The 13,413-nt window shown below is 38.2% G+C and carries 9 protein-coding genes and 2 pseudogenes; 4 read left to right on the top strand and 7 right to left on the bottom strand.

The genetic code is table 11. From position 1 onward, the window contains the following. A pseudogene (locus CWATDRAFT_RS23710) lies at nucleotides 1-767 on the top strand (IS5-like element ISCwa2 family transposase); the annotation flags it as partial. A gap of 68 nt (nucleotides 768-835) precedes the next feature. Here CWATDRAFT_RS23710 and CWATDRAFT_RS41160 read toward each other — a convergent pair. From CWATDRAFT_RS41160 to CWATDRAFT_RS23725, 3 genes are all read right to left on the bottom strand, one after another. After that, the gene (locus CWATDRAFT_RS41160; RefSeq protein ID WP_007307393.1) at nucleotides 836-3,136 is read right to left on the bottom strand and encodes a calcium-binding protein; all 2,301 of its coding nucleotides are present in this window, start codon (nucleotides 3,134-3,136) and stop codon (nucleotides 836-838) included. A 209-nt stretch (nucleotides 3,137-3,345) separates the two neighbouring features. Next, the gene (ftsH, locus tag CWATDRAFT_RS23720; RefSeq protein ID WP_007307392.1) at nucleotides 3,346-5,331 is read right to left on the bottom strand and encodes an ATP-dependent zinc metalloprotease FtsH; all 1,986 of its coding nucleotides are present in this window, start codon (nucleotides 5,329-5,331) and stop codon (nucleotides 3,346-3,348) included. 374 nt (nucleotides 5,332-5,705) lie between these two features. Then, nucleotides 5,706-5,996, bottom strand: a complete 291-nt coding sequence (locus CWATDRAFT_RS23725; RefSeq protein ID WP_007307391.1) for a nucleotidyltransferase family protein — start codon at nucleotides 5,994-5,996, stop codon at nucleotides 5,706-5,708. A 239-nt stretch (nucleotides 5,997-6,235) separates the two neighbouring features. Here CWATDRAFT_RS23725 and CWATDRAFT_RS23730 point away from each other — a divergent pair, with 239 nt between their 5' ends. Together CWATDRAFT_RS23730 and CWATDRAFT_RS23735 are read left to right on the top strand one after the other, a co-directional pair. Then, the gene (locus CWATDRAFT_RS23730) at nucleotides 6,236-8,050 is read left to right on the top strand and encodes a tetratricopeptide repeat protein (protein ID WP_007307386.1); all 1,815 of its coding nucleotides are present in this window, start codon (nucleotides 6,236-6,238) and stop codon (nucleotides 8,048-8,050) included. Nucleotides 8,051-8,372: 322 nt separating this feature from the next. Continuing rightward, nucleotides 8,373-9,347: a cysteine synthase A gene (locus CWATDRAFT_RS23735; protein WP_007307387.1), complete on the top strand. Its 975-nt coding sequence runs from the start codon at nucleotides 8,373-8,375 to the stop codon at nucleotides 9,345-9,347. Between the two features lie 28 nt (nucleotides 9,348-9,375). Here the strand turns inward: CWATDRAFT_RS23735 and CWATDRAFT_RS23740 are convergent, their stop codons facing one another. Beyond that, nucleotides 9,376-10,791, bottom strand: coding sequence for a hypothetical protein (locus CWATDRAFT_RS23740; protein WP_007307390.1), 1,416 nt, complete (start codon nucleotides 10,789-10,791; stop codon nucleotides 9,376-9,378). A 268-nt stretch (nucleotides 10,792-11,059) separates the two neighbouring features. Next, complete coding sequence (locus tag CWATDRAFT_RS23745) at nucleotides 11,060-11,524, bottom strand: globin family protein (protein WP_007307389.1); 465 nt, start codon at nucleotides 11,522-11,524, stop codon at nucleotides 11,060-11,062. A gap of 147 nt (nucleotides 11,525-11,671) precedes the next feature. On the opposite strand from CWATDRAFT_RS23745, the gene CWATDRAFT_RS23750 reads away from it, so the two are divergent. Continuing rightward, entirely contained in the window at nucleotides 11,672-11,935 is a 264-nt protein-coding gene (locus CWATDRAFT_RS23750) for a (2Fe-2S) ferredoxin domain-containing protein (protein WP_021829232.1), read from the top strand. Nucleotides 11,936-12,065: 130 nt separating this feature from the next. Here CWATDRAFT_RS23750 and CWATDRAFT_RS37625 read toward each other — a convergent pair. Together CWATDRAFT_RS37625 and CWATDRAFT_RS23760 are read right to left on the bottom strand one after the other, a co-directional pair. Continuing rightward, nucleotides 12,066-12,543 (bottom strand): annotated as a pseudogene (locus CWATDRAFT_RS37625) (RNA-guided endonuclease InsQ/TnpB family protein); the annotation flags it as partial. Nucleotides 12,544-12,785: 242 nt separating this feature from the next. Then, a partial coding sequence (locus CWATDRAFT_RS23760) for a zinc ribbon domain-containing protein (RefSeq protein WP_007307388.1) occupies nucleotides 12,786-13,413 on the bottom strand: 628 nt, incomplete at its 5' end.

The raw sequence follows: 13,413 nt of genomic DNA on the forward strand, positions 1-13,413 counted from the left end.
AACCTGGGGCTTCCCTGGAAAATCTGAGTAAAAGACAGAAAAATTGTCTAGAGACTATCAAAAAAGTTTATGAACAACAACAGTCAATGTGGGAGAATAAGACCCAGAGTGTTCCTCAAAGAATTGTAAGTTTAACTCAACCGCATATTCGTCCAATAGTGAGGGTAAAAGCAGGGAAACCAATAGAGTTTGGAGCTAAACTCTCAGTAAGCTGTGTAGATAACTATGTGTTTCTAGACAAAATAAGTTGGGAAAACTTCAATGAATCTTGTCATTTAAAAGAACAAGTAGAAAAGTATAAAGAAACGTTTGGCTATTATCCCGAATCCGTCCATGTAGATAAAATTTATCGAACTAGGGAAAACAGAAATTGGTGTAAGGAAAGAGGGATAAGAATCAGTGGTCCGAAGTTAGGAAGACCTCCGAAAAATGTCAGTGAAGAAGAAAAGAAACAAGCCCACTCCGATGAATGCTTCCGTAATGCTATTGAGGGAAAGTTTGGACAAGCTAAACGAAGATTTAGCCTAAATCTCGTGATGACAAAACTCCCTGAAACCTCCATTACATCTATTGCTATTACATTTTTAGTTGTCAATCTTTCTAAACTTCTGAGGCAGTTTTTGTCGCTTTTTTTGTCCTTATTTACTAATAATAGAACAGGGGAACTTATTAAACCGCCTTTCATTAATTTTGATTATACTTTAAACAATTTTTATGTACTAAAACTTATTGATTTGTCAGAAAATTCTTGGTCAAAAGTGGCATAAATTTTGGAGAAACTTTTTCAGCAAACCCTACTTAATTTAAAAAGATGTCATTCAATTATGCAAGATAATTAAATGGCGTTAAAGGCCCCATAGAAAACACCAGCATTAGCTGTTAAATCAGATGCTTCGACCAGATCACCATAAACAGTAATAGTTCCTAGTTTATCTTGGTCATGGGCCCCACCATTGCCCCCTTGATCACTAATTAAGTGAATAATAGATTCATCGATTCCATCCGCATTAAGATCAAGATATTCGATATCATCGACTTGTACAGTATGACCAGCAATTCTGATTTGGTCTCCTTCACTTTTATTGAAGTCAAGGATAGTATCATTACCAATACCATTAACCCAATGATCATGGACGTTATCATTTTTGTGGGCGACTTTTCTCCAGTTAACTTTACCAGTGATAGGATCGGCGTGTTTTTCAACAATCTCATCTTTGGCATCAAGTAACAATTCAAAGCGGAAAGTATCGGCACCCAATCCACCAATTAAAGTATCATCAGCGTCTAGAAAAGGTTGATCAGGATAGACTTTAGATTCATCTGTTTCTTGGGCAATATCTGGTTCCCCTGCGTCGCTACGACTGATGAGGATATCATTACCTTCTCCCCCATCTAGGACATCTTCTCCCATTCTGTCCCAGATCATATCATCGCCTTCACCACCAGAAATGCTGTCATTTCCTCCATCTCCCCAAAGTTTATCGTTACCCGCATCTCCTGTGATGGTATCGTCTCCATCTCCACCTGTGATGGTATCATCATTTTCACCACCAGAGATGCTGTCATTTCCTCCATCTCCCGTAATGCGATCGCTACCTTCACCACCAGAAACTAAGTCATTACCATCACCAGCCCAAATTTTATCGTTACCGGCATCACCATTGAGGGTATCATCACCATCTCCTCCACCAAGGGTATCGTTATCATCCCCACAAGATATCTTGTCATTGTCGGCATTTCCCCAGAGTCGATCTTTACCTGCTTCTCCTGTAATAACGTCATCCCCATCACCACCTGTGATGGTATCATCCCCATCACCACCAGAAATACTGTCATTTCCTCCATTTCCCGTGATGCGATCGCTACCTTCACCACCAGAAACTAAGTCATTACCATCACCAGCCCAAATTTTATCGTTACCGGCATCACCATTGAGGGTATCATCACCATCTCCTCCACCAAGGGTATCGTTATCATCCCCACCAGATATCTTGTCATTGTCGGCATTTCCCCAGAGTCGATCTTTACCTGCTTCTCCTGTAATAACGTCATCCCCATCACCACCTGTGATGGTATCATCCCCATCACCACCAGAAATGGTGTCATTTCCTACATTTCCCCAGAGTTTATCTTTGCCATCTCCACCAGATACTAAGTCATCTCCATCACCAGCGAAAATTCTATCATTACCGGCTTCACCATTGAGGGTGTCATCACCATCTCCACCATCAATGGTGTCTTTATTATCGGTACCGGAAATAAGATCATTTTCATCGGTTCCAACAGTCTTATAAATGGAGGTAAAAGCCCCAAAGTAAACACCAGCATTAACTTTTAAGTCCGACTCTTCAACCTTATCGCCATAAACAGTAATTGTTCCAAGTTCATCTTTGTTGTGGGCCCCACCATGATCCCCTTGATCGCTAATTAAGTAAATAATTGATTCGTTGATTCCATCGCCATCGACATCTTTATACTCAATTTGATCAACTTTTACAGTATGACCAACAATCTCAATTTTATCTCCTTCGCTTTTATTAAAGTCGAGAATAGTTTCATTACCAATGCGATCAACCCAATGATCATGGGCGTTACCATTTTCCCCTGCGACGTTTTTCCAGTTAACTTTACCGGTGACGGGATCGGCGTGTTTTTTAATAATTTCTTCTTTGGCATTAAGTAATAGTTCAAAGCGGAAAGTATCAGCCCCCGATCCACCAATTAAAGTATCATCAGCTAAACTATCATCAGCGTCTAGAGAGGGTTGATGGGGATGCATTTGAGAGTGATCGTGGCCCTTATCCGGTACCCCTGCATCGCTGCGACTGATGATGCGATCGTTGCCTTCTCCTCCGTCGAGGATATCTGCTCCCATTCCACCAGAGATGGTGTCGTCTCCATCGTCACCAGAAACTGTGTCATTGCCATTACCTCCCCATAGTCGATCGTTCCCCTCTCCTCCAGAAACTTGATCATCTCCATGACTGGCCATGATTCTATCGTTTCCCCCATTTCCTGAGAGGGAGTCATCTCCATTACCACCACCGATAGTATCATTTCCTTCACCACCAGCAATGGTATCGTTACCATCTGTTCCCCAAAATTTTTCCCCGGTTTCTAAAGCAGCATTAATCATGGATTTTTAACGTCTCAATTTAATAAGAATATAGTTAATTTATAATTCTGATTATTAGAGACAGTCATAGGAAATACTACGGTATTATTATCAGTTAAAATACCTGAATTTCATTATTGATTTTCTGTAAATTTGCACTGAATTAAAATTAAAAATTAAATAAGTGATAACTATTAACTGTTCACTGTTAACTGTTAACTGTTAACTGTTCACTGTTTAGTGATATCCTCTACTTGATTAAGTAATTGTTGTAATTCTTCTCCTTCTATTACTTCAATTGTTAATAATTGTTGAGCAATTGTTTCTAGGAGATCACGGTTATGATTAAGAATAGATAAAGCTTGTTGATAGCCAGAATCAACAATTTGTTTCACCTCTTCATCAATAGCTTTTGCTGTTTCTTCACTCACCAAACGACGGGGGTTAATACCATTATTACCTAAGAAATTACCCTGTTGTCGTTTGTCGTAAGCCAAGGGTCCTAATATTTTACTCATACCATAGGTTGTTACCATCCGTTCAGCGATATCTGTAGCCCTTTCTAAATCATCGGAGGCTCCATTAGTAACGCTACCAAAGACAATTTCTTCTGCGGCCCTTCCCCCCAATAACATAGCAATTTGTTGACGAAATTCGCTGTCACTCATCAAAAAACGGTCTTCCGTGGGCATTTTCAAGGTATAGCCCAAGGCAGATAACCCCCGTGGCACAATAGAAATCTTCGCAACTTTACCACCCCCCGGCATGACTGCCCCTATTAAGGCGTGGCCGACTTCGTGGTAAGCAACAATTTTCTTTTCCTGATCGGCTAAAACACGGCTTTTCTTCTCCAAACCAGCCAAAACCCTTTCTATGGCTTCTTTAAAGTCCGCTTGGGTCACATATTCCCGTTTATTTCTCGCTGCTAATAAGGCGGCTTCATTGACAAGGTTAGCTAAGTCGGCCCCGGCAAACCCTGGGGTATGGGTAGCTATGTCTTTGAGGTTAATATCTGGGTCAATTTCTACCCGTTGGGCGTATATTTCTAAGATAGCTAATCTTCCGGTCAGATCGGGGCGATCAACTAATACTTGACGGTCAAAACGCCCTGGTCTTAACAGGGCTGCATCGAGGCTTTCTGGGCGGTTGGTAGCGGCTAAAACTATGACGGTGGCATCCCCTACGGCAAAGCCATCCATCTCGGTTAACAGTTGATTTAAGGTTTGTTCTCGTTCATCGTTGCTACCACTGATACCGTTCCCTCCACTACGAGATTTCCCGATAGCATCTAATTCATCGATGAAAATGATACAGGGGGCTTGTTTTTTGGCCTGCTCGAATAAATCTCTAACTCTAGCGGCCCCAGTTCCCACGAATAATTCCACAAATTCCGAGGCGGAGATACTAAAAAAGGTAACATCGGCTTCCCCTGCTACTGCTTTAGCTAGGAGGGTTTTACCGGTTCCTGGGGGACCTACTAATAAGACACCTTTGGGTATTCTTGCACCGATGCGACTAAAGCGATCGGGGTTTTTCAGGAATTCGACAATTTCAACTAATTCGGTTTTTGCTTCTTCGGCCCCAGCCACATCTGCAAAGGTGATTCTAGCTGCTTCTCCTTCTACATAGACTTTAGCTTTACTTTTACTAAAAGCTAACGATCCCCGATCTTCGTTACGATAGAGTAAAAATTGCATGGCTAACACCAAGATTACAGGGGGAATAACCCAAGCCAAAAGGGTACTCACCCAACTGTTTTTAGGGGGTGGGGCTGCCTCAAACATGACACCTTTTTCTCGGAGTAACATGGGTAAATTGGGATCATCGATGGGAATAGTGCCTAAAACTTTTCCTCCATTACTCGAAGGTTGTCTTTGAGAGGGGGTTGAAGCGGTTGATCCGTGGAGAGGGTTACTTGAGTTATTGGATTCGTCTAAGGGGCTTTCTGGGAGGGGTAATAAGTCTTGGGAAGGGGAAAGGAGAGATAGAGACTTAAGTTGATAGAGAATCAGACGGTTGCCTATCTTGACTCTGGCTACTTTATCATTTTCAACTTTTTCGAGGAATTCGCTATAGGGTACAATGGGAACTTCGTCATTTGAACGATTGGTGTAGTAATAGATAAGATAAATAAAAAAGATGACCCCAACTCCCATTAGGATTAAACTACCGAGAGGGGGAAGACGTAGAAAGCGAGAGTTATTTTTTAGTCCCATTGTTATTGATGACCAGATCCCAAACACTATAATTATCTTCTAGGGTAGCAGTTTCATTGGGGGTTCGGGTGATACTACTGACCTGAGTTCGGAGTTCGGAGTTCGGAGTTCGGAGTTGGAGATTTTTCCATGAGATAATCAGGGTTTAAGACTCTTGATGAAAGATCGGTTGTCTATAAATTTCCTTATATCTAACTCAGGTTACTGCGATAAGTGTGGGGGGTGTGGGAAGTCAATCAATTTTCAATAAATGTTTTTTTCAATATAAAAATGGATGTTAGTTTTTGGGTTTATTTTCGTTGTCTAAAAGTTCCTGTAATTGTGAGTGCAGGGAAGTTAAATCATTGATGTCTTGAATACGTAGTGACCACTCTCTAGAAGGCATTGATTACATCCTTTAATACAGGTTCCCGTAAGTTTTCTCTTAAAGCGTCTTCTGTTCCCAAATCAACAGAACAGTTAAGTATATCTTCCAAATATAGTCGGATTTTTATAAACTCAAATAATCCCATTTCTCCATTCAATTCTACTAAGAAATCTACATCACTATCGGGGCCAGCTTCATCTCTTGCGACTGAGCCAAATAATAACAGAGATTTTACACCCAATTTTTCTAATTGTTCTCCATGTTCTGAGATTATTTTGAGTACCTCATCCCTCTTCATTTGTATTACCTCTAAGTTTCATCAGCAATCAAGTTACTAGATACCTGCTAGTCAGGTCTTTTTAGATTATTATATCTCCTTTTTTATTGAAAATGTGAACTCTGCAAAATGAATAATTATCATTTAACTTGTAAAAATAAACTTAATTAATATTTTAATTGTTCCCGTGGCTTAATTAAGAGATAAAATAAAGGTTAGATGTCAACTGTAGAACTTATCTATTGCCAATTTATTACATTATGTCTGAATCTAATTCTTTAGCTAACCGTTACCAACAACTTATTGATTCTATTGTGGAGATTACTCTACAGGGAAAAATTAGATCGAAAGAACAAGTCTATCGAATGTTACTCAAAGATATTGAATCAGGTACTGGTGAAATTTTTGAGCGTGTTCTTGATGAAAAGATACAAAAAACAACGGCACAATTGGAAAAAAAATTAAAAGCTACTCGTATTTTAAGGGCGTTGCAAACTATTCAAGGGGAGTGGGAACGTTGGCAAAAAGAAAATCAAAATGAACAAACCCTTACTTTAGCTATAGAACAAATTACCGAGGCTGATGATCAACATTTATTAGCTGCTTTTTTACCTTGTTTGGATCAAAGCAATAATAGTAGTTTAAATCGAGAACAATTACAAAAACTCTCTCAATCTCTGAAAAATTCTAGTGAGGGTTTAGATACTTTAGAATTAGCTAACGGCATTAAAGATGGATTAACAGAATTTTCTCGTTTAGAACCTGAGTTAATTACTTGGATTTATGAACAAAATCAAAGTAGTTTAGGCTTTGGGTCCGAAAAACAAGGGCCTTGGCCTTGGTGGGAGAAAAAAACCAGTTTACCTTTAGCAAAAATCTTGTTTAAAACCTTAGCTAATAACCAATCCATTAGAGAAGTATCGGATAAGAGTTCTCAAGTCGAATTAAGGGCATGGGTTGAACTAATTTTACTGTTACATTTTATAGAAAGGGGTTTAGTAAAATGGTTTGATGAACAACCTTATGATGCTAAATTTGGTCAGCGTTTATCCTACAGTACATTATTAATTTTTTCTGTTATTTTTGCTCAAATTTCTCAGGGCTTTACGGGGAAAAATAGTAACTTAAGGGAAGGCTATTTCCTCATGATGTTACAATCATTAAGACAGTTAACAAAACGGAAAGATTTTCCTTTATATGGTGGTATTTTTGCCTCCTTTTCAGGAGAAAATTTACGGGAGACTTTAACTTATTTTGATGATCCTCTAAAGGAAGTTGAAAGAACCCAAGAAAAAGCTAGAATACTAACTTTACTTGCTTACTCTCAATTAACTATAGGTAACTATGAACAGGCAAAGAAATTTCATTTAGAAGCCTTAGAAATCGCTCAAGAAGCTTCTGACAAACCCTGTGAAATAGCTAATTTTAATCATCTGAGTAGGATTTGTATTGCTGAAAAAGATTATGATCAAGCCATTAATTATAGTCAAAGAGCATTAATGTTTTCCCGTCAAACAGGAGATAAACTAGGAGAAGCTAATGGATTAATTAATGTGGGTTATAGCGAAGTATTTAGGGCAAAACAAGTGGAAAAAATGACCCCTGAAATATACGAGTCAGCTATTAATTATCTAGAACAAGGTGCTACTTTAGCAGAAAGATTAGAGGACTATCAAAGTCAGGCTTTAGCCTATAATAGTTTGGGCATTGCTTATGTCATTTTATCTCAACCTTCTGCTGCTATTACTGCTTTAGAAAAAGGAATTAAAATGGCACTCAATTCTGGTAATACCTATTTACAAGGGGTGAATTTTAGCTACTTAGCAGAAGCTTATTACAGCTTGGAAGACATCTCTAAAACAATCTATTATGGATGTTTAGGAATGTATCTCTTGCATCAAATTGAGTCGTCTGAATATCGACAAGCCGCAGGTTTATTAACGATTATCAAAGGTAAAATAAACGAGCAGCAATTTAAAAAGTTACTCGAAGATAATAGAACCCAAATTATTAAATTAATTGGGGTGGACGGTTATGATGAATTACCAAAATTATTAGAAGAATATCAAGGGTAAATTTAGGGTTTATCATTTAGAAGTTAGAAGTAAACATTTAGTCCAATTCTAACTTCTAATTAATACTATATTTATATCTTGATTAGATTTAGACAGTTGTTGTCTAACTTAATCATAAGCTTAGGTAGTGGTTTATTACCCTTCCAATTTTGAAATATCATAGCATATTCAGGGCATTTTTAAATGCCGCGTCGCGTTTCATCTCATATTTAAAAATATGAGTTTTCACGCTCCCGTGTTGCCTGATAAAATGTAGTATACAATAATTGATTATCCCTATTGTATCTAGGGAATTCACTTGTCCATCGAATCACTCTATATTATGGATATTAAAGAAGGTTTTGTTGGTACTGTCGGGAATACACCTCTCATTCGACTAAAAAGCTTTAGCGAAGAAACAGGCTGTAATATTTTAGGAAAGGCGGAATTTCTTAACCCTGGTGGTTCCGTAAAAGATCGGGCTGCTTTATATATTATCAAGAATGCAGAGGAAAAAGGACTACTTAAACCTGGCGGAACCGTTGTTGAAGGAACCGCAGGTAATACAGGGATCGGATTAGCCCATATTTGCAATGCTAAAGGCTATAAATGCCTGATTATCATCCCAGAAACCCAGTCACAAGAGAAAATTGACCTTTTAAGGACTTTAGGGGCTGAAGTTCGTACTGTTCCGGCGGTTCCTTACAAAGATCCCAATAATTATGTTAAAGTCTCAGGGAGACTGGCCGAAGAGTTGGATAATGCGATTTGGGCTAACCAATTCGATAATTTAGCCAACCGACAGGCACATTATGAAACCACTGGCCCCGAAATTTGGCAGCAAACTAACGGCAAGGTAGACGGTTGGGTATCAGCTACAGGAACCGGTGGAACTTATGCTGGTGGGGCATTATTCTTTAAGGAGAAGAATCCCAATATTAAATGTATTGTCGCCGATCCTATGGGCAGTGGTCTATACAGTTATGTAAAAACTGGAGAAATTAAACCCGAAGGCAGTTCTATCACCGAAGGCATTGGTAACAGTCGCATCACCGCCAATATGCAGGATGTTCCTATTGATGATGCTATTCAAATAGATGACCATGAGGCATTACGCATAGTTTATCAATTGTTGTCCCAAGATGGCTTATTTATGGGGGGATCAGTGGGTATTAATGTGGGGGCGGCCGTCGCCTTAGCTAAAGAAATGGGACCAGGCCATAACATTGTTACTATCTTATGTGATGGTGGGGCGCGCTATCAGTCTCGTCTTTACAACCAAGAATGGTTAGCGTCTAAGGGTTTATCTCTGGGCTAATTGTTTTCGGCCATTACTTTGATCAACATTATGTTGTGGCTGACTCCATTTCTTCTCCAAAGTCAACGTAATGGGAACCTGTGTTTTGATCAGTTAAATAATTCCGATATTTATTGTAAAGATCTATTCCAGGAATTGGTTTGATAAAATCTTTGGGTTGTCTGTAATTTTCTCTGGGGTATTCTTCACGAATGTCTTTAATTTTTTGGTAAATAGGATACCATTGACGCATAACATTAATTAACTGTTCAAATTGTCCATAAGAGTTTTTATGTCTTTCTCCAAGGGCAATATATTGAATAATTTTTGCATAGGTATCCGGATTACTTTTTTTGCCTTTCACATCAATGATATCTCCCAAAGCTTCAAAATCATCATAATTAGCCATCACCAAGCAAGTTAAAGCTTTGAGGCTAACCACGTCAGTTTCTTGCAAATTTGTGATATTTTCGTTAATAGATTTTAAAACCAAAAAATCTTTTAGTTCTTGTTTTTTAAACACACAAAATAGCTGTACACTAAATATATCCTCTGATAAATTTAGTATTTCTGTAGCATAAGTTCTTAGTTTCTCTTTACCTTCTTCTGTCTTTACCTGTGGTAAAATTTCTATTATTTTTTTATTTATCTGTTCTTTGAATGTTTCTGAATCGTCAAAATTTTCTAATGTTCTCTCCGCATAATCATAAAATTCTTTTTGTTTTATGCCTTGACCCGCAGATTCAAGCTCACTAATAATAACATAGCTCTTTTGTGCTTTCATCGCTGACTTAAAAAGGGAAATACTTTCTTTGATTCCCTCATATTCTTCTCGATCATCTTCAAGACAAAATTTAATCTTAGCAAATAGTAAAAATTCATCTTTACTCAATTTAGTGTTGTCCACTGATTTAGCAGATTTTGCAAAAATCTTTGCCGTTTCTAAATTTCGGTTATGAAGGAAAATAGATGTGTCTGAAACTTTGGGTTTAGCTAACCCTAACTTTTCCGTAATTTGTTCTAAAAGTCCATCTTCACCTAATAGATACCAAAAAATGGCATCTTTTTTTTTGATAAAAATAATACCAGAAACTAAGGTTAGTAAAGCAACAGGAATGGGAGAAATAATCAAGGAACTTATGGAAGGAAATTCTCGATTAAGATTGAGTGTATTTGAAGAGAATATCCCTAAAATTTTTTCAAATGGAGAATCAACAACCAGTTGATCAACATCTATTTCTGAAATAGGTTTTCCTGAGTCTAACTCTTTGATGATTTCATTAGATTCTAAAATCTTTAAAGTATCTAGTTCTTCTTCCTCCATTAATCCTTGATAACGATTTTTAAGATCTTTGTTAATAGGATCAGCAATTTTTTCTGGTGATAGATTAACCTCATTAGTTTCTGGATCTGTTCCAAGTGCTTCTTTTAATAGTTTTTCCTTTTGCTTAGATTGCTCAGCCATAATAAAACATCCCAGTACGATTATCCTGACTTGATTAGGACGATATAATAATAGATTATATAACAGATGCGGTCAATAACCATATCTTTTTCTCAGTTAATCAACTGTGACGGAGATCACTCAAAATCGTGTTTATTGTTATCAGCCTTCGGCTGGGAGGCAGAAGGCAGCTATGCTGGAATTTGTTCTCTCCAATGAGGATATTTATTCCCCATCAAATTGCCCCTTATGCCTCCTGCCTCTCTCCGACTGCCTTATTCAATAAATTTTAACTAAGCATGGTTTGAACAAGCTGTACGCCTGGTTTAATTAATTTCATCTCCTCATCGTTAAACTGTTCATTCATTACTTCTCCCATCATTTGATAGGTAAGATTAGATGGGTTTTCGTCTTTAAAAGCCCTCATAATTATACTTTGCCAGAGAAGTTTATGGCGTAACTTATCAGTTTCATTAAATAACATAGCCGTTGCTAGAAAACGCATTGTATGTCTTCGACCTCTTTCAGAAATAGATGATAAATCTTTTCCATATTTATCGAACAAATAGGGGTTTTTAGACTTCGTTTTAACCCCTATTTGTTCGATGAGTTTATCTTCATTATTCCGTATTTTGTCGTATGTTTGGATACGTTTGTCGATTTCTTCTAGGTAATCTTTCAGAAATTCTAGTTCTGCATCACTAGCATAGCGACCGTCAGATTTTTCGGCAAGTGTTGTCAGTTGAGTTAGCATTAGTCTTCCGTTCGTTTAGATCATGGGTTGTGAGAGTCATTTCTATTATTCCCAACTGCTTAACATTTCCTAACATTTTGCAATAACTGTTTTTTTGAGCGCAAGTAAGATAAAAGGAAGTTACTCTAGTTTAGATTCATTAATAGGATGATTCACCGAAGTCCAAGGTTTAGCGATCGCTCGATTTTAGTTTGTCAGGGGATTTGTTGCCAGAAAGATGGCGCGGACAAACTCTTAACAGCGTTTAAGTCTCAAATTGCTTCAGATACGAAGATTATTCCGGCTGGTTGTTTAGGAAAATGCGATAAAAGTCCAGTTGTGTTGACTTTACCGAGAAAAATTATCTATAAACGGGTTTCTTTAGAAGATGTGTCTCGTATCTTTGACACTCTCCCGAATCCGCTACGCTAAATTCGGGAGATTCTTCTCTCACAGGCTCTTATCTAGCCAATCAAAGATTGGCCCCGACAGAACGCCTCCAGAAGCTTCTTGATGCAGCGCGGTCTTGGGGGTTCCCCCCAAGACCGCGCTGCATCGCTATTTAATTCACGGGCTGTCCGACCGCTACTAATCCTCGATTTCTTATTACTTGACTAGCTGCCACATCACGATTTGTTATATACCCACAATTAGGGCAATGATGAATCCTATCTGATAGATTCTTTTTGCCTGTTTGAGTATTACAATTGGGGCAAATTTGGCTGGTATAGTCTTTATCAACCTTGAGAAAATAGACACCTCTTTTCCAGCACACATAAGCTAAGATGTTGAAAAACTGACCAAAACCAGCGTCTAAAGTATGCTTGCCAAATAAGCCTTGAGCAGCGAGCTTTGAAGTTAATATTTTCGACAAATATCATTCCAGCTTGGTCGCATAAATGATGAGCTAATTTGAAATGCCAGTCTTTTCTAGTATCGTGGATTTTTTGATGAATTCTAGCTATTTTAGCTTGGAGTTTTTGCCAATTATTTGACCCTTTTTTCTTGTTCTTTAACCTTCTTTGCAGCGATTTAAGCTGGCATCGTTATCATTCTATTATTATAACACACTTAATAAAAGCAATAACACTTATTAAGAAATATTCACGGGCAATAAATTACCAGTGTTGCGCTACATCTCCCACTTGAAAGATGGACGAGGGACCCCGGCGATTCGTAGTCGCCTAGGGAACGCGCAAGGCGAGCTTTGCGCTGCCCGTGTTAGTTGGTAATTCCTCATCTTGATATCATGTGACGACTCCCGACACTGAACGGAGTACCGTTACAGTGCGGGCTTCTCCAAGCCTCGAAAGACAGAGAGAACTGCCTTAGAGGTAAGATGAGTAGTAGAATCAACTATTACGATTTTACCTTTACGGCGTTTTATAGTAGGGAACTCGTCCAGCCCTACTCGTTTTATATTGATAGCTGCTGATATATCTCTATCAACAGAAACTTGTTCAATTTCATCCCAATATTCTCTGATGCTGCAATCAGTAAAAACAAATTCATCACGATAAGGCAACAGTTGGGATGTATAGGCAGGATTGATTTCAATCACAGCAACTCCAGCTTTTTCAGCTATGTAGTTAAAGATTGAAAAGAACTGTCCAAAAGCAGCATCAGACCAGGATTTATTAAGCCCTGATTTGGCACTTTGCCCGTTTGGAAGATATTTCCCATTGTCATCTTGCACGGGCTTATTTTTGCGACTTAATCCTTTAAGATTAAGCTTTTCATGAAAGAAAACTTTTTTTCCTGTTTTTAGCAGCTTATGTGCTGTAGAGTAAGCATGATCTTTTCTTGCCCTAGCAATTCTCTGATGTTCTCGACTTTCTCTTTTAGCTAGTTTTCTTCTGGACTTACTTCCCTTTTTCTTGTTAGCCTTTCGCTGTGAAATTTGTGCTAAT

It is taken from the genome of Crocosphaera watsonii WH 8501, assembly GCF_000167195.1.
GTDB classification, from domain to species: Bacteria; Cyanobacteriota; Cyanobacteriia; order Cyanobacteriales; family Microcystaceae; genus Crocosphaera; species Crocosphaera watsonii.

Excerpts from the sequence above, each read along its gene's own strand:
- CWATDRAFT_RS41160 (WP_007307393.1), bottom strand. The coding sequence starts at position 3,136 with ATGATTAATGCTGCTTTAGAAACCGGGGAAAAATTTTGGGGAACAGAT.
- ftsH (WP_007307392.1), bottom strand. The coding sequence starts at position 5,331 with ATGGGACTAAAAAATAACTCTCGCTTTCTACGTCTTCCCCCTCTCGGT.
- CWATDRAFT_RS23725 (WP_007307391.1), bottom strand. The coding sequence starts at position 5,996 with ATGAAGAGGGATGAGGTACTCAAAATAATCTCAGAACATGGAGAACAA.
- CWATDRAFT_RS23730 (WP_007307386.1), top strand. The coding sequence starts at position 6,236 with ATGTCTGAATCTAATTCTTTAGCTAACCGTTACCAACAACTTATTGAT.
- CWATDRAFT_RS23735 (WP_007307387.1), top strand. The coding sequence starts at position 8,373 with ATGGATATTAAAGAAGGTTTTGTTGGTACTGTCGGGAATACACCTCTC.
- CWATDRAFT_RS23740 (WP_007307390.1), bottom strand. The coding sequence starts at position 10,791 with ATGGCTGAGCAATCTAAGCAAAAGGAAAAACTATTAAAAGAAGCACTT.
- CWATDRAFT_RS23745 (WP_007307389.1), bottom strand. The coding sequence starts at position 11,524 with ATGCTAACTCAACTGACAACACTTGCCGAAAAATCTGACGGTCGCTAT.
- CWATDRAFT_RS23750 (WP_021829232.1), top strand. The coding sequence starts at position 11,672 with ATGATTCACCGAAGTCCAAGGTTTAGCGATCGCTCGATTTTAGTTTGT.